The sequence below is a fragment of the Fictibacillus sp. Mic-4 genome, assembly GCF_049843615.1.
GTDB lineage: Bacteria > Bacillota > Bacilli > Bacillales > Fictibacillaceae > Fictibacillus_A > Fictibacillus_A gelatini.
Genome location: NZ_JBBHZM010000014.1, coordinates 24681 through 40643 on the forward strand (window position 1 = coordinate 24681; position 15963 = coordinate 40643).

A 15963-nucleotide genomic window follows, 5' to 3' on the forward strand; every position below is an offset into this window, starting at 1 on the left:
TCCATGACATTTTTCTTGCAATAGGCGGTTAATATAATAAATGAATAATTTTTAAAAAGACAGCAGACGTTATATATAATCCATTGATAAGGAGTGACAACAATGTTTGTTCGCTATAAACGAATAGCTTTTGTGATGCTTCTGTTTATGTTTGCACTGCTTTCAGCTTGTCGTAGTGGACAAGATGCGTCAAGACAAGAATTGCGAAACCAGAGTGATCGGCAAAATGTCACGTACAATGACGACCAGCCTCATAAACAGCGCGCTTACGTTAAAAACAAAACGAATATGCAAGTTGCAGATGATGCGGCCGAAAATGTGGCTAATTTACCGGAAGTACACACCGCCAATGTCATTGTCACGGATAATAATGCCTATGTTGCAGCTGTATTGGAAGGCGGCAAGAAGTTAACAAAAGATCTTGAAAAGAAAATGGCAGATGAAGTGAAAAAAGCTGATCCTACCATAAATAATGTTTATGTTTCAACAAACCCCGATTTTGTTAACCATATGAAACGATATGCAAAAGATATTCGAGAAGGACGGCCGATCTCTGGTTTCGTTAATGAATTTTCAAAAATGGTGCAGCGATTATTCCCGAATGCACGCTAAAACATAAAAAGTACCTACCATCCGGTAGGTACTTTTTTAAAGTGCTCTTTTGATATGATTAATATATCGGGCTCTCATAAACAAGAAATAAATGACTTGAATGAAAAAGAAGCTGCCGAGAACAAAAAGTGACTCTTTCACAAGCGAGTAATCGAACAAATGCTGCAATGCAGTAAGTGCTACGGCACCGTGGATCGTGGCGACAATAATCGGGACAAAAAATAGTAAAGCCAGCTGAAATGTCATTACTTTAGAAAGCTCACGCGGCGTTAACCCTAGCTTCGTGATCGCCCGGTATTGCTTGATGTCTTCGCTTAAATCGGTATATAGGCGAAAATAGAGAAAGCTTCCTGCGGACACGAAAAATACGGCCCCAATAAACAATCCTACGAATAAAATCATGCTCATTCCATCTCTTGCTTTGCCGACTTCAGAAGCTAAAGATGAAAAAACATAAGCTCCGTTAGGCGAAGGAGGAATTTTTTTAAGCAAATAGTCGCCTGCGTTTCTCGTTTCTTTCCATCGCTTCACATCAAAAAAGATATAATCTCTTTCTCCTGACCGTGAAATTTTTTGATAAAGAGAGTCAGGCACGATTAACAAATTAAAGCTGACATTGCTAATTGGAAAATCCGATTTATTTGCCATTCCAATTGGGTGTAGTGTAATGTTACTTTCTTTCAATAGAATATTTTTACGAATGGGTTGATTACCCCCCGCTTCTTTTTCATCCGGAACAAAGATCGTTTCGTTGCCTTTAAGAGAAAGGGTTTTTTGCTTTTCGCTTTTGGCAAATGCATTATAATCGGATAATTTCGCGAGCGTAACCTCATTTCCTGTTCTGGCGCTCGTCTCTTTTTTTACGGTGACTTTCGTTTTTACGTAGTTTATTTTTTCATTTTTTAACGTATTTTCGATAAGAGCAATATGCTTCTTTTCCATTTTATTCCCCTGTTTAGAAGAGTAGGTGAAGGCATATGGCTTCCCGTTTGTCATCATATCGCCAATCATTGAGCGAAAGCCGACCAATGTGCCAATAGAAGCAAATGCGACGGTCGACACGATGGCTACAATGAAAAAAATCCGTGCATTATCTTTCATCCGATAGGCCAAATTGGAAAAGGCAATGAGATTCGTTTTGTAACGATAGCGTTTTTTATTTCGTTTTAACATCGTGATGATCGCTACGCTAAGTTGAGTAAAGAAAAAGTAGGTTCCAATCGTCACAATCATTGTAACTGGGATCATGGCCAAAACAACCCCGACTTCTTTTACCGACAATGCGACAACGTATCCCGCGATTAAAAGAACCGCAGCAAGTATGGATAAGAAAATAGAAGCTTTCGGTTCGGATTTCGGTTTGGCACTTCCAGTTAGTAAATCGATTAATTGGTTGCTGCGTAAAATAGCAGCGGTGAATAGCGAAATAAATAAGTAAAGTGAAAAAAAGGCAAAAAAAGTTAAAATAATGGCCTTCCAGGGAAAATAAAAAGGCAATTCTTTCGGTATTCCGAGTGCATTTTCTCCAATGAGCAACAACGCTTTGGCAAAGATGAGCCCGCCTAACATCCCGGATATCGTCGAGACAAAGCCGATGATCATATTTTCAAAAAAAACGAGCAGCTTTAATTGAAAAGTAGTAATGCCGTGCATGACGAAAATGCCAAATTCCTTTTTGCGCGATTTTAAAAACGCACTCATCGAATATAAAACAAAGAAAAAGGAGAAGACGTAAATTATGGATTCAGCAAAGTGCATGCCTAAAGAAACATAACTGCCAAGATGTTCTTTAGAAAATGACGGATGAAATGCGAAGACGGCATATACAAAGAAAACCATGACGGAAAAGGCACTGCTTAAAAAATAAGCGGCATAAGTACGTTTATTGCGTGAAACATTTTTAAAGGCCAATTGGCGAAAGGTCACAATTTTCCCCTCCTTTTGTTTTAATGGATTTAGATTCATTGTGGTTGTATTGGCGACGGATTCAAAACGATAGGTTCTCTTAGTGCCGATTGCATTTCGGACTCTCGAATAATGCCGTAATCCAGCATTTTGTGCAATACGAGCTTTTGGCGTTCTTTTGCTTCGGCAAGATGGCGGTAGGGGGAATAATATTCCGGTGCCTTTGGCAATGCAGCAAGGATAGCCGCTTCACTCATATTGATCGTTTCTTTATTCGGATCATTGGCTTTCACTGTTTTTCCAAAGTAGTAATTTGCGGCATTTTCGATCCCGTACTGTCCGTGGCCGAAATAGATCGTATTTAAATACATGCTAAGAATTTGTTTTTTCGTATAGCGGTGCTCTAAGTTCATGGCAATGACCATTTCTTTCATCTTCCGGCTCATCGTTTTATCATGTGTTAAAAATAAATTGCGGGCCAGCTGCATTGTGATTGTACTTCCACCCTGGACAAAATGACCGGCTTTCACATCTGCGACAGAAGCCCTGGCCATCGATATTGGATCTACCCCAAAATGATGATTGAAACGGTGATCTTCAATGGCAATAAAAGATTTCCATACATAATCAGGCATATGGTCTGTTGTGACAAAAGGTCGGTTATGAAAAATCATACCGGACGTTTTGATCGTATTCGAAGCACTAAATACAGGCAATTTTTCATTATATATGAGAATATTTCCCGCTCCGAATATCGTATACCATAAAAGGTTAAGCAGCAATATGGCTAACGTTATAATGATCGCACATGTTTTAACAGCTTTCATTGTTCTCTTTGTTTTTTGAGCGGTAAGTACTTTTTGATTTTTAATTGAATGTGCGTAGTGGCTCACTGACATCCCCTCCGTCGCTTTAGCCAAGTTTTTACCTCGAGATATACATATAACTGAATGTCATCATAATCGCAATTAAGATCGTCATATAAACAAACATGATCTTATTGATTTGTTTCATAGTCCCACCCCATTTACCTTCATCTTTGTTTTCAGTATAAGATGGGAAGCGCAATCCTCCCATCGAATTTCCTTTCATCCGCCTTACACTTTTGTAAGAATTAAAAAAGGGCTAATTTCGTTGTAGTAAATGATAATCATGCATTTGCTGAAATGACCGGGTATTATGAGAATTTATAGCGAAAATACAAACCGGAAGCGTAATTTTCGCTTCCGGTTTTATAAGACTTCTTTTAGATGCCGTAAATAACGGGATCGGATAAAGGAAAAGTAGAGAACTTGCGCAATGATAAAGCCAACTAAAACGGCCATTGTCTCGAGTACGATCGATAAGTGGAACAAGCTTTGCAAGGCGACAAATGCAAAGCAGCTGTGAATAATGGCTGCCATGATCGGAATAAAGAACATAAGGGCAAGTTCTGTTGTAGCAATTTTGCTCAATTCTTTTTCCGTCATCCCGATCTTGGCGATTGCCCTGTATTTCCGTTTGTCATTTTCTAAATCGGTATAGAGACGAAAATATAAGAAGCTTCCAGCCGCAATATAAAAAACGGCTCCAATAAGCAAACCGATAAATAACGACACATTATATAATTGCTTTGTCATCAAATAATCGCTTCCGGCTGAAGAAAAATAAAAGGTTGTGTCATCGCCTTTATCAATTATGGCATCTCTTTCATCCGTAATTTTGGTTCCGATTTGGTTGGTCTCTTTCCAGTTCGCTACCTTATATCCGATATATTTTGTCCCAAACTTCGGATAGAAAGGGGGGGGGTTGGAAGGCTTTTTCACTTCAGAAAAAACTTTGTCTGAAACCACAAGCAAATTTGACCCGAGAGAATAGCGCGAAAAGATCGGCTTTTTTACCGAACCATTTACATGAACGGTTCTATGGCTTTCTTTCAAGGTTACGTCTATCGGTTCATTTGTCAAATCGTTCCTTTGCTCAAAGTCGCTCGGAATGACGCGTGCTTCGTGATGTTTTAACGAAAGCCCGGGTACATTTAAAAGTCTGGCAAAACGGTTAAAATCGGATACTTTTATAAGCGTTACCGTATTTTTAGTTGTGGCACTCGTTTGCGATTTTACGGTTAATTCAGCTTTCGTATAGTGAAGATGATGATGATGTAAGTCATGTTCAATGATCGACAGGTGCCGCTTCTCTTTTGGATTTCCGGGATCGGAAACATAAGTAATGGCAAAAGGATAATTGATTTCATACATTTTCGTTAATGTGCCCATTGCCGCAAAGGCGCCCACTCCACAAAACGCAACTGTCGATACGATGGTGACGAGAAAAACATTCTTGCGTTATCCTTCATTCGATAGGCTAAATCGGATAGCATAATAATATTTGTTTGTTTTCGATAGAATCGCAAATTTTTCTTCAACACTCGAATGGTATAAACGGACAGTTGGTCAAATAAAAAGTACGTGCCGATGATGACAATAATGGGAACGATCATTATGCGTTGATTTAAGTTTTGTTCTGTTGTCGTACATGAAAGGACATAACCGGAAATCAATAATACAACTGCAACTATAGAAAGGGGAATAGATGCTTTCGGTTCAGGCTTCGGCTTTTGGCTGCCGTTTAATAGATCGATGACTTTGTTTGTTCGAATAAAAACGGATGTTAAGGTAGAAATAATTAGAAAGAGTGCGATAAAGCTTGCGAAAGTCAAGAGCACGGCTTTCCATGATAAGTAAAAGGGCAGTTCATTTACATCAAGAATGCTTGCACCAATTAGGAGAAACGCTTTCGCAAATATAAGCCCAATACCGATTCCAACGATGATGGCAGCAGTACCGATCAACATGTTTTCCAAAAAGATTAAGCGATTAAGTTGTCTTTTTGTCATCCCGTGCATCATTAAAATGCCAAATTCCCTTTTCCGTGATTGGAGAAAAGCACTCACGGAATACAAAATAAAGAAAAAAGAAAAGACAAAAATAATGTATTCCGCTGCTTTCATTCCGCCTGCAGCATATTTCGAAATCATTCCTTTTTCAATATTTGGATGAAAGATAAACATCGCATAGACGAAGAAAATCATAACGGAAAAAGCGCTGCTCAAAAAATAAGCAGCATATGTCCGCGTTTTTCTCGTTACATTATTACATGCGAACTGACGAAAGGTCATAAGCGCCTCCACCAAGTAATGAAAGAACATCGATAATTTTTTGGAAAAAGGCCTGGCGGTTGTCTCCGCGATCGATTTCATTATATAATTGCCCGTCTTTAATAAAAATGACACGGTTACAAAAACTGGCGGCAAGCGGATCATGTGTTACCATCATCATTGTCGTTCCGTCATTTTTATTAATCGTTTCTAATAGTTCCATGACATCCCTGGACGCTTTAGAGTCAAGATTCCCCGTTGGCTCATCGGCAAGAAGCAATTTCGGAGAATGGATGATTGCCCGGGCGATTGCGGTCCGTTGTGCCTGGCCGCCGGATATTTCATACGTCCGTTTGTTGAGGATGTCTGTAATTCCGAGCTTTTTCGCTATTTGAATTACCTTTTCATCCATTTCCTTTACACTTACGCCGTCTAGAGTTAATGGAAGAACGATATTTTCTTCCACCGTTAACGTATCGAGTAAGTTAAAAGATTGGAAGACAAAGCCTAATTCCCGCCGCCTGAACAATGCCAATTCATTTTTCTTTAATTCATGAGGATTTTTTCCCCCGATTCGTATTTCCCCTGTGGTGGGAGAATCGATTGTTGACACCATATTGAGCAGTGTTGTTTTCCCGCTTCCTGATGGGCCCATGACGCCGACAAAATCCCCATTTTCGATCGTTAAATCGATATCAGAAAGCGCTTTATAGGATACTTTGCCACCGTACACTTTGCTAAGTCCGCGAACTTTAAGAATATCCATTCGGATACCTCCTTCATGTAGATCAATCTTACCTTTAGTTTAGAGGAGATGATTAGTTTTCCCAATCGAAATAGCTTTCATTTTTCTTACATTCTTGTAAGATAAGAAACAAACCGGCGGACTTAAAAAGAGCCGTCGGTTTGGTTTTTACTTGCAGGAAGAGATGCGGTGATTGATTTGATGTTTTCCATGACTTTCGTACTATACGTAAAATCTCCGTAACAGTAAGGATAGCGAAAATTATGTTTATCGCCGCCGCAATTATATTGATCCGGTTTTTTATGAACTTGAATCAATGAAAATTGCTTTGCCAGCTGTTCATTATGCTTGCCGCCGTGTTTCTTTACAAAGTCAATATATCCGATTCCCATATTGTATGCCTGTATCACTGTCGCAAAGTCTACCTTTTCCTTTTTGCCATACGTTAGTGCTCTTTGAAAATGTTTCACACCACGGCGAATGCTTTCTTCAGGATTTTGGATGGCGTTCGGTTTTAGGCCGGCAGACTCGGAAGCTTGCATCGGGTCACCGCCTTCTCCTTTGCTTTCTTGTTGCATTACTGCGAGAAGGGTAGGTGTATAGTTTTGCAATTGATATTTGGCCAACTCTTTACGCAAAAATGGTTCGTATTTTTTTACATTATCATACGAGTCTTGTTCGTTTAAGCGATTGGCGACTTCTAGTGGAGACCGGATGGCTTTCAATACGATAAAAAAAGCAAATATAAACAAAACCATGACAAAAATGGTTTTAACTCTCTTCTTCCGTTTTCGTTTCATTTTTCTCTCCCAAACTTCATTCTTTTTAAACATTATAAAGCAAATAAATGATCAAAAAGGTGACAAATGAACGAAATCTCCCTTACAATTTTGTAAGGGAAAAGGAGCCTCGATTGTGGCATAGGCTCCTTTAACTGGAAATTTAATGATGGGCAAATGGAAAGGTAAGACGGGCGGTTGTTCCTTTGCCCGCTTCGGAATCTAAATCGATATGGTGGTTTAATTTTTCACATACTTCATGAACAAGGTATAGACCCATACCGGTTGACTCCTTAAATTTTCGTCCGTTTTCCCCGGTATAAAACGGACGAAAAACGCGGGATAAATCGGCTTTCGGAATACCAATTCCCCGGTCTATGACTTCCAATATTACGGATCGCTCTTTGGCATAAGCAGAAACAGTTACTTTCTCATGGCTTCCCGCTGAATATTTAATGGCATTCGATAGCAATTGGTTAAGGATAAATCGAAGCCATTTCGCATCGGATTCTACAGTTAACAAAGGATCAATGGTTACTTCGGGAAACACATGATTTCGTATAAACAGTTTTTTGTTTTCATGAATAGCTTTACCTACTATTTCATGAAGCCGGACTTGTTCCACCCGGAAATCATGTTCAAACACGCCAAGCCGTGCAACATATAGAACCATCTCTAACCCTTTTCGCATGCGGTCTGTTTCTTCAGCAATACTTTCAAAACGAGGATCATCGTCATCTTGAATTAACAGTTCGATGACGGAAAGAGGGGTTTTCATTTGATGAACCCATTGATTCATAAAGGTGAGGTGTTCACTCTTTTTCCTTTCCCACGTTCTTAGTTGGTTTTGATAATGCCGGTACTGTGTCTGAAGCAATTCATCAAGTGCGGCCGCTAACGGCGAAAAGCCGGTTTTTTGCGCAATTTCATCGAACGAATGCGGAGGTTCGGATAATCGTTTATAAAACGCTCGATGGGTGAAATAACGGTACAATAAGTAACCGGCCAATAAACAAATGCCAAGAAATACCGAATACAATGCGGTTAATAAATGATGATAGCCATCAAGCCAATAAATAAGGAGTACGACAAACAATTGAACAATCGTAACTAAAATAAGTGGGACATGTTCTTTAAAAAATAGTTTCATGGTGATTCACCTTTCACCACGTGACATGGAAACGGTAACCGGCACCACGAACCGTTTCAATCGCATCCGTAATCCCTAATTCTGAAAGCTTTTTCCGTACACGCGTAATATTGACATTTAATGTATTATCATCAACATACGATTGATCGTCCCAGAGCTTTTCTAAAAGCGTTTCACGGCTAACCACTCGAGGAAATCGTTTTAAAAGCGTTTCTAAAAGGACGGCTTCTTTTTTTGTTAATGATGTTACGATTTCACCGAGTTTAAGTTCCATCCGCTCGGGGAATAGGGTAAGCCCCGACTACTCAACAATTCTCTCTTCCATTTTCGGAGCATATTCCCCATACGCTCTTCGGAGTTGGCTACGGATTTTCGCCATGACAATTTCAAAATGAAACGGCTTTGTAATATAATCGTCTGCACCGTTTTCAAGAGCCATTACTTGATCCATTTCCCCTGCGCGGGCAGAAATGAAAATAATGGGGCACGTCGAGATAGAGCGAATTTGGCGGCACCAATAGTAACCGTCAAAGCTTGGCAAATTCACATCCAACAACACTAAATTGGGCTGAACTTCATGAAAGTATTCAAGTACATGGTCAAAGTCTTTTGCGCTATATGCCTCATACCCGTATTTTTCAATATGGGACCTGAGCAATTCAGCGATTTTTGGATCATCTTCTACGATTAAAATTTTATTCATAAATAACTTCTCCTTTAAAAGTCTTACAAAAATGTAAGTCGGCTGAAAGAAAAATCGATAGGTGAAAAACAGGCCAGTAAGTAAAATGAAAGTAACAAAAACGAATGGGAGATGTTTTATCCGATGTTTATTATAGCACAACTAACTGTTTTTACATTTATTGCAGCAATTGGGGGTTCCGCCCTGTTGACAAAAGACGTGTTGGTTAATTTGAAGATGAAGGAAAGGAGCAGTCTTGTCGTTGACGAATGTAAGTTGATTTTCAGAAAAGAAGTTTATTGAAATGAAAAAAAGTAATTAAAGCTGATGTTTCTTCGTTGTGATAAGATCATCAGCTTTTTAATTTTGCGTCTTTTAAGATCTTATAGGTTACATTATTTTAAGTCATAAAACTGAATCGTATTTTCCATGATCCGTTCATACGAAGTTTTTAACGGTAAATTCTTAATTTCGGCAATCTTAGAAATGACTTCATGGATTATTTTCGGATGGGTCATCTTATGTGCGAACGGTCCCTCAAAAGGCCATGGACCATCGGTTTCAACCATCATTTGTTCTAATGGATATTTTTTCACTAGTTCCTGGATGTCTTTTTCATAAAAAACATCAGGAGTAATTGAGATAAAGTAGCCGTTGTTCATTAATCGCTTTGTCGTTGAAGCCGATCCTTTATACCAATGAAAATGCGCTTTTTTGATCCTGTGTTTTTCAAGCAATTCACATGTGGACACCGCATCTTCATATACAGAGTGAAGGACAATCGGCTTATTTATCTCTTTTGCAAGAAGGATGAATTTCTCTAGCAAATGAATGTAAGGTGCAAGCTCAAATTGACGATTTTCTTCTTCGGCTTTTGTTCGCTCATAATAAGGGAGCCCAACCTCTCCAATCGCAACCATTATCTCTTGATGCTTGAAAATCCATTGAAATAAAAGATCGATATCTTTTTCGGAGGGAAGAGGTTGCTCCGGGTGAAAGCCAAAAGCGGGATAAATCTTTCCGGGATTGGCCTCAGCCAATTGATATGTATTCATGCATGAGCCAAGGTTCATCGATACGGTTACGACGCCCTTTATTTTATGTTCGCTGAGTTCGCTTATTATTTGTTCTTGAGCGGCTTTGTCATATTGATCCAAATGAAGATGGGCATCAATGCCATACATAATAGGCACTCCTTTAATCTTGGAATACATCAACTTTACCATACATAGCAATCTTAAAAAAGCACCGGGGAGCGAATTGATCCCCGGTGCTTAACTTATTTGTTCGGCTTCATCCGTTCCGCTCTTGGTTCAGCTGGAAGTTCAGTTTCTGCCGCGTGCTTCGGCGGTTGTTGTTCATGGCCTTTCCGCTTATGATGATAATGTTTGCCTCTAGCCATAAGTTTCAACTCCTTAATAAAAAAGGATGTTTATATTTTGACCAAAGTGCAATAGAAAAAAGCATGCCTTTTTGTGGCATCAGGAAGCAGGAATAAAAATTCAAATGTAGTGTATTCTTAACAACTAAAGAAAAGTTTAGACCATCTCTTTAAAAAAGTGTCGTCCATAGTAAATACAGATTTAAAACAGCAATTAGAATGGCGATAAACCAGGCGAGGATTTTTAACCATGGACGGTTAACAAATTCACCCATTTTCTTTTTATCGCCTGTAAACATAACGAGCGGAATAACGGCAAAAGAAAGTTGGACGGATAAAATGACCTGGCTTAATATAAGCAATTCATTTGTTCCTTTTTCGCCATATAAAAAGGTGACGATGACTGCCGGTATGATGGCAATTAGACGCGTAACCAACCTGCGTAGCCATGGCTTCAGCTTAATGTTTAAAAATCCTTCCATAACAATTTGTCCTGCGAGTGTTCCGGTTAGGGTAGAGTTTTGTCCTGATGCTAATAGGGCTACTCCAAATAAGATGCTCGCAATGCCGCTGCCTAAGAGCGGTGTTAACAGTTTATACGCGTCCTGTATTTCGGCAACGCCTGTATGGCCCGTTTGATAAAAGGCGGAAGCCGCCAAAATAAGAATCCCGGCATTAACAAATAAGGCGAGCATAAGCGCAATTGTCGAATCTAGAGTTGCAAATTTAATCGCTTCACGTATCCCATTCGTTGAATTCTCGTATTTGCGGGTTTGCACAATCGACGAATGCAAGTATAAGTTGTGCGGCATAACCGTTGCGCCTAAAATTCCAAGGGAAATATAGAGCATGCTTGGATTAGAAACGATTTGCGAACTTGGAATAAATCCTTTCACGACTTCGGAAATCGCCGGTTGCGATAAAAACAGCTCAACAATAAAACATCCGGTAATTGTGGCGATTAACGCCATTACAAATGCTTCAATATAACGGAACCCTTTGTTTTGCAGGAGCATGACCAGCAAAATATCAAATGCCGTAATACACACCCCATATAGGAGCGGAATATGGAATAAAAGGTTAAGGGCAATGGCCGAACCGATGACTTCCGCAAGATCACAGGCAGCAATCGCCGACTCACAAAGAATCCATAAAACAAAAGAGACCGGTTTAGAAAAATGGTCGCGACAGGCCTGCGCTAAATCCCGTCCCGTGACAATTCCGAGCTTTGCGGACAGGGATTGTAAAATAATTGCCATAATATTGGAAATTAAAATAACAAATAATAATGAATAACTATATTTTGATCCGCCTTCAAGGGACGTTGCCCAGTTCCCCGGATCCATATATCCAACCGCAACTAAATAGCCCGGGCCAAGAAACGCCAAAAATTTTCGAAGGAATCCCCCTCTTTTAGGGACGGGGATGCTTTGATGAACTTCTTGTAGACTGGCGGATTTTCGATTTTGCCTGAAGCCGCTATTGTCCATTATTTCTTTTTCTTTAAACATCGATCTCACCTACCTCAACGTACGTTCTTGTTGTATCTTAACATTACTTTTTAATAAACACTACAATTATGATCATGTAATATTTTTTTGCCTCTGGTAAAATTATATTACAAAAAATTCCTTGTTCCAATGGGCGCTTTCTGGAAAAATTACTAATAAAACAAAATGAAGAGAGGAGAGGAACGATGAGAAGAAAAAGTGAAAAAGAAGAAAAACAAGGCAAATACCATTTGGGATTGAATACTGATGAGGATTTGCGGAAAAATGATTTTGTACCTGGTGAAAATGAGTATTTAAATGAAAATGTGCAAGAAAACGAAGCGGGCATATAAAGATGCCCGCTTTAACTTGGACCTACTTCATCATAAGATAAAGTGGTAACTTCCGTATAATCTCCTTTTTTGATTTCTTCTTTGGTTGCATCCCGGTTCAATTCCTCCTGGTCATCCATGCCCGGTGCATATTTCGGCTCATCTTCATTTCGTTTTTTCATTAAAATTCTACTCCTTTTTGCTTTTAGACTGTCCAAACTCAATGTTTGAAATTTTCCACGGATCTGTCAGTGAAAGACGCTCAACTGTAAAAAGAAGGTCAGTTTTTTCATTTCCTCTTTCACTCCAGTAGATCGATGCTTCAACGGGAATTTCCGTTTTTACTACAAATGACGGACGAATGCCATCTGTACGGATTTTATATTGGATCGCTGAAATATCTTTTGTGATCGAAAGGTAGCTTCTTTTTAGCTTTTGATTTTTTAAAGCCGGGAGTATAAAGCGTTCATCGCCTTGTTTGATACCTACTAAAAACAGGTTTACAACTTGCTTCGGTGTCGCCTTTTGGGCATAATCATTCAGTTTTCCTGCTGCTTTTATGATCATAAGCTGATGGGAAGGATCTTCGTTTTTTGTCCGATGTGTGGTGCTCCCGGGAAAATGAATGCAGAAATGTCCGGGAAATCCATTGGCAAGAGCTCCGGCACCGTGCGGCATCCCATGCATCGAAGCGGCAATCATCTTTCCTTTTGCAGGAATGATAATCGCCCGGCGCTTCCAGCTCCATTTTCCGTTAAATACGTGCTTCATAATCGCTGTATCTTTGTACGTTAATGGTTGGACATCCGCATGTTTATCCCCGGCCCGTCTTTGAACCATAAAATGGAATCCTGTTTCAAAATCAATAACTTCAAATTTTTTGCCTATTGGAAGCAATGTTTTCACTTTCTCCCACGGTATCATTTTTCCATGCTCAGTTATAGGAAAATAAGTAGGGGGTTTCTTATCCCTGGCAATGGTTTGATGAGAAATCAGCAAAAAAATGATGAAGGCAAATGCCATCGTTTTTTTCTTGTAGTTCATGATGTTCACCATTCTATCGAAGTGTGGTATTGCTTATTATGTAACCTTTCAACAGAATTCATCCGAATGAAAATCAAACGAAGCGAAAAATCATTTCGCTTCGTGAGTGGTTTGTATGGAGGCTGGATTTAATGGTTCTTCTGCTTTGATGCTTTGATAAACACCAAAAATGATAAATAAACTGCCGATGAAGAAGGAGAGGGATAAATGTTCATCAAGTATGAGCCAGCCAAGAAGGCTTCCTACTACAGGCTGAAGAAAAAAATAAATTCCTGCTTGATGGGATGGTGTCAGTTTCAGCCCGACATTCCAGCAATGAAAAGCAACAGCCGTCGAAATGATCCCGATGTAACACACGCTTACCAGGATTGGCCAATCAAAGAGGTCATGAACATTCCACTGGCGCCATTCGATAAATACAGCCGGGAATGATAAAAAAGTGGCAATCCAAATGCCAATGGTTGAAATTTGCAATGGTGAATAAATGGAAGATGCCTTTCTCGAAATGACGGAATAATATCCCCAGGAAATGGCGGCAATAAGCAGGATGATTTTGCCGGCCAGCATGCTTTTTCCATCGCTCCCTGGAAACCCGACGATAATAATGACACCGATAAAAGCGGCGAGCATCGCCATCCCTTGCTTAACGGAAAGCTTCTCTTTTAGTAAAATCATCGCAAATAGCGATAAAAAAAGCGGAGAAAGCGTAGTAATTAATGCTCCTAAATGGGCGGACGAATATTTTGTTCCGAAAAATTGCGCCGCGATCGATAATAAATAGCCAATAGCACCTACCTGAACAAATAAGCTCCAATGTTTCACACGTAAAGATTCGCCCTTCTGAAAACAAATCAATGTTAAAATGATGGAAGCGATAAAGTATCGCAAAAAAAGCAGCGTCATCGGAGGCACGGTATAAAGGGCATATTTGCTTACAACATACATACCGCCCCAGATCCCCGCTGCAATGGATAAATAAATCGGTCCTTTCATTGATGATTTCACCTTGATTCCTCCTCATAAAACATTATTTTTATCCATTTTAAATGAATGGGGGAGGAGGATTTTAGCCGAAATTTTGATTATTTTTATCCAATTTATAGCGATTTGGGGTAATGCCTTCAAACTTTTGAAACAAACGTGTTAATGATGATTGATGTTCATACCCTACCAAATGGGCGATTTGCTGAATCGTATAGTTTGTATTGAGAAGCAAATGTTTAACATGATTTACCCGTAATTTTTGAATGTATTTTACAGGGGTCATTCCCATTTTTTCTTGAAACCATTGAATATAGTATGACGGTGAATAATTTTCCATCGCAGCTAGTTTTTCCAGGGAAATTGCTTCGTTAAAATGGTTTTGGATGTATTGGATGGAAGGAGATTCTGGCTTCGGCGTGACCAACCGTGCTGCATATTGGATAAGATCCTGAATTCTCGTTACGGAATCTGCTTCCTCAAGCTCATTTAATAAAAGAAAACGAATAGATTTCCATTTATCATTAAGGGCAAGATAGCGTTCATTTTTAACATCATGTGTTTGAAACATGCCAATCGGAATATCCAATACTAGAAATTCATTTCGTTCGTTTGCATAATATGTATGCTCACATTGTGGCGGCAAAATTAATAAATGTCGTTGATCAAGTTGTGAATCCTTTTGTCTTGTCTCCACATTTAATGTTCCTTTTAGCGGGAAAAGGATCTGGTAATAGTCATGTTCATGTGTATGTGGACGGTCTGAATAAATTCTTCGCTCGCAAACGGTTTGCCTGATGGACATAACGAATACCTCCTTCTATGTATAGTACAGTATATTAAAAATCTTTGGAATATCCTTTTTCTTTTTTGATACATATGAAAGGAGAAGGAAGGGGAGGGAACAAAATTGGCGGGAACATCATTTGAACAGAGCGCCTTGTTTGAACATCGGTTTTGGCTGCAAATCCTCGGGGAACACTCCCGTTTTATTTTAGAAGGTCTGTCTGAATACGAAAAGACGGAAATTGCCCGGGCGAAATCGTTGAAGGAAGCATTTGACCGTTTGCTGATTGAGGCAAGAGGAAGGCCGAACATCGTTTCCCTGACACAAAAGGCTGAAAAATATACAAGGGAATTAAGGGAATATAAACTTCATCTTTTAGAACGAAAATTAAAAGGGGCGACGTCCATTCATTTATCGCCAAGCTTCTTTAATCATATGGTCAACGAACTAGACGAATATGTAATGATCCTGATTATTTATTGAAACAAAAAACACCTCCAATTTTTCATGAACTTCATTATCATCTTGTCTGGCTGTCGGATGCGGCGTTTCATGCGGGCGCTGTTAATCAAAATATGGATATGGTCGAATATCGACTCAGGGAAAAGAGCGAGATGTTTGAAAAGCATTTTGAACATTTTTATTTAAAAGCGGTAGAAATGGCGGGTTATTTGCGAACAAATTTAGATACATTCCCGGCATTGAAAAGGATGAATAATGATGTCCAATTAGAAATGAAGTTGTTCAAAAAATTTTTAGAAGAGCTGGAGGAAATGGAGCTGTCTGCAGAGGTATTAGGGAATTTCACTGCGCTTATGGCGGATCATATGGCAAGGGAAGAGTGTTATTATTTAATGAAACTTTCTGAGTCGGCGGGGGTCGATCAACCAAATTGTGACCCGACAAAGCCAAGAACGGAATAAACCGGTGATACAACGT

General features: G+C 39.4%; 17 protein-coding genes and 2 pseudogenes. 4 read left to right on the forward strand and 15 right to left on the reverse strand.

Features of this window, described 5'->3' with window-relative positions:
• Positions 1-102: 102 nt before the first annotated feature.
• Positions 103-612: a YhcN/YlaJ family sporulation lipoprotein gene (locus tag WD019_RS10865; RefSeq protein WP_051291452.1), complete on the forward strand. Its 510-nt coding sequence runs from the start codon at positions 103-105 to the stop codon at positions 610-612.
• Positions 613-648: 36 nt separating this feature from the next.
• On the opposite strand, the gene WD019_RS10870 is transcribed toward WD019_RS10865, so the two are convergent.
• The 8 genes and pseudogenes from WD019_RS10870 to WD019_RS10905 all read right to left on the reverse strand — a co-directional run bounded on the left by WD019_RS10870 (position 649) and on the right by WD019_RS10905 (position 9030).
• Positions 649-2538: an FtsX-like permease family protein gene (locus WD019_RS10870; protein WP_425711494.1), complete on the reverse strand. Its 1890-nt coding sequence runs from the start codon at positions 2536-2538 to the stop codon at positions 649-651.
• A 35-nt stretch (positions 2539-2573) separates the two neighbouring features.
• Complete coding sequence (locus WD019_RS10875) at positions 2574-3410, reverse strand: transglycosylase domain-containing protein (protein WP_425711495.1); 837 nt, start codon at positions 3408-3410, stop codon at positions 2574-2576.
• A gap of 339 nt (positions 3411-3749) precedes the next feature.
• Complete coding sequence (locus WD019_RS10880; RefSeq protein ID WP_425711496.1) at positions 3750-4772, reverse strand: hypothetical protein; 1023 nt, start codon at positions 4770-4772, stop codon at positions 3750-3752.
• Positions 4760-5674, reverse strand: a complete 915-nt coding sequence (locus tag WD019_RS10885; protein WP_425711497.1) for an ABC transporter permease — start codon at positions 5672-5674, stop codon at positions 4760-4762. Before WD019_RS10885 ends, WD019_RS10880 begins: the two co-directional genes overlap by 13 nt.
• Positions 5649-6419: an ABC transporter ATP-binding protein gene (locus tag WD019_RS10890; RefSeq protein ID WP_026677788.1), complete on the reverse strand. Its 771-nt coding sequence runs from the start codon at positions 6417-6419 to the stop codon at positions 5649-5651. Before WD019_RS10890 ends, WD019_RS10885 begins: the two co-directional genes overlap by 26 nt.
• Positions 6420-6541: 122 nt before the next feature.
• A complete protein-coding gene (locus WD019_RS10895; protein WP_425711498.1) occupies positions 6542-7198 on the reverse strand; it encodes a lysozyme family protein in 657 nt (218 codons plus the stop codon).
• A gap of 142 nt (positions 7199-7340) precedes the next feature.
• Positions 7341-8327, reverse strand: coding sequence for a sensor histidine kinase (locus WD019_RS10900; protein WP_425711499.1), 987 nt, complete (start codon positions 8325-8327; stop codon positions 7341-7343).
• 13 nt (positions 8328-8340) lie between these two features.
• Positions 8341-9030: pseudogene (locus WD019_RS10905) on the reverse strand (response regulator transcription factor).
• Between the two features lie 123 nt (positions 9031-9153).
• On the opposite strand from WD019_RS10905, the gene WD019_RS10910 reads away from it, so the two are divergent.
• Positions 9154-9312 carry a hypothetical protein gene (locus tag WD019_RS10910; protein WP_154657967.1) on the forward strand — a complete coding sequence of 53 codons (159 nt, stop codon included), beginning with the start codon at positions 9154-9156 and terminating at the stop codon, positions 9310-9312.
• Between the two features lie 92 nt (positions 9313-9404).
• Here WD019_RS10910 and WD019_RS10915 read toward each other — a convergent pair whose 3' ends face one another.
• From WD019_RS10915 to WD019_RS10925, 3 genes are all read right to left on the reverse strand, one after another.
• Complete coding sequence (locus WD019_RS10915) at positions 9405-10193, reverse strand: TatD family hydrolase (RefSeq protein WP_425711500.1); 789 nt, start codon at positions 10191-10193, stop codon at positions 9405-9407.
• Positions 10194-10288: 95 nt separating this feature from the next.
• Positions 10289-10411, reverse strand: coding sequence for a hypothetical protein (locus tag WD019_RS10920; protein WP_281172187.1), 123 nt, complete (start codon positions 10409-10411; stop codon positions 10289-10291).
• Between the two features lie 149 nt (positions 10412-10560).
• Positions 10561-11901: an Nramp family divalent metal transporter gene (locus tag WD019_RS10925; RefSeq protein WP_425711501.1), complete on the reverse strand. Its 1341-nt coding sequence runs from the start codon at positions 11899-11901 to the stop codon at positions 10561-10563.
• 185 nt (positions 11902-12086) lie between these two features.
• On the opposite strand from WD019_RS10925, the gene WD019_RS10930 reads away from it, so the two are divergent.
• Positions 12087-12233: a hypothetical protein gene (locus tag WD019_RS10930; RefSeq protein ID WP_425711502.1), complete on the forward strand. Its 147-nt coding sequence runs from the start codon at positions 12087-12089 to the stop codon at positions 12231-12233.
• Positions 12234-12244: 11 nt separating this feature from the next.
• Here WD019_RS10930 and WD019_RS10935 read toward each other — a convergent pair whose 3' ends face one another.
• The 4 genes from WD019_RS10935 to WD019_RS10950 form a co-directional block, all read right to left on the reverse strand.
• Complete coding sequence (locus WD019_RS10935) at positions 12245-12394, reverse strand: hypothetical protein (protein WP_425711503.1); 150 nt, start codon at positions 12392-12394, stop codon at positions 12245-12247.
• Positions 12395-12401: 7 nt separating this feature from the next.
• Positions 12402-13256, reverse strand: coding sequence for a hypothetical protein (locus WD019_RS10940; RefSeq protein ID WP_425711504.1), 855 nt, complete (start codon positions 13254-13256; stop codon positions 12402-12404).
• A gap of 90 nt (positions 13257-13346) precedes the next feature.
• On the reverse strand, positions 13347-14261 hold the full coding sequence (locus WD019_RS10945; protein WP_425711505.1) for a DMT family transporter: 915 nt from the start codon (positions 14259-14261) through the stop codon (positions 13347-13349).
• 61 nt (positions 14262-14322) lie between these two features.
• Entirely contained in the window at positions 14323-15042 is a 720-nt protein-coding gene (locus WD019_RS10950; RefSeq protein WP_425711506.1) for a helix-turn-helix domain-containing protein, read from the reverse strand.
• A 105-nt stretch (positions 15043-15147) separates the two neighbouring features.
• Here WD019_RS10950 and WD019_RS10955 point away from each other — a divergent pair.
• Positions 15148-15947 (forward strand): annotated as a pseudogene (locus WD019_RS10955) (DUF2935 domain-containing protein).
• Positions 15948-15963 lie beyond the last annotated feature (16 nt).

Bases quoted from the DNA above. Each gene is read 5' to 3' on its own strand.
- WD019_RS10950 (WP_425711506.1), bottom strand. From the start codon at position 15,042: ATGTCCATCAGGCAAACCGTTTGCGAGCGAAGAATTTATTCAGACCGT.
- WD019_RS10930 (WP_425711502.1), top strand. From the start codon at position 12,087: ATGAGAAGAAAAAGTGAAAAAGAAGAAAAACAAGGCAAATACCATTTG.
- WD019_RS10885 (WP_425711497.1), bottom strand. From the start codon at position 5,674: ATGACCTTTCGTCAGTTCGCATGTAATAATGTAACGAGAAAAACGCGG.
- WD019_RS10895 (WP_425711498.1), bottom strand. From the start codon at position 7,198: ATGAAACGAAAACGGAAGAAGAGAGTTAAAACCATTTTTGTCATGGTT.
- WD019_RS10890 (WP_026677788.1), bottom strand. From the start codon at position 6,419: ATGGATATTCTTAAAGTTCGCGGACTTAGCAAAGTGTACGGTGGCAAA.
- WD019_RS10865 (WP_051291452.1), top strand. From the start codon at position 103: ATGTTTGTTCGCTATAAACGAATAGCTTTTGTGATGCTTCTGTTTATG.
- WD019_RS10920 (WP_281172187.1), bottom strand. From the start codon at position 10,411: ATGGCTAGAGGCAAACATTATCATCATAAGCGGAAAGGCCATGAACAA.
- WD019_RS10880 (WP_425711496.1), bottom strand. From the start codon at position 4,772: ATGGGCACATTAACGAAAATGTATGAAATCAATTATCCTTTTGCCATT.
- WD019_RS10900 (WP_425711499.1), bottom strand. From the start codon at position 8,327: ATGAAACTATTTTTTAAAGAACATGTCCCACTTATTTTAGTTACGATT.
- WD019_RS10925 (WP_425711501.1), bottom strand. From the start codon at position 11,901: ATGTTTAAAGAAAAAGAAATAATGGACAATAGCGGCTTCAGGCAAAAT.
- WD019_RS10915 (WP_425711500.1), bottom strand. From the start codon at position 10,193: ATGTATGGCATTGATGCCCATCTTCATTTGGATCAATATGACAAAGCC.
- WD019_RS10935 (WP_425711503.1), bottom strand. From the start codon at position 12,394: ATGAAAAAACGAAATGAAGATGAGCCGAAATATGCACCGGGCATGGAT.
- WD019_RS10910 (WP_154657967.1), top strand. From the start codon at position 9,154: ATGTTTATTATAGCACAACTAACTGTTTTTACATTTATTGCAGCAATT.
- WD019_RS10940 (WP_425711504.1), bottom strand. From the start codon at position 13,256: ATGAACTACAAGAAAAAAACGATGGCATTTGCCTTCATCATTTTTTTG.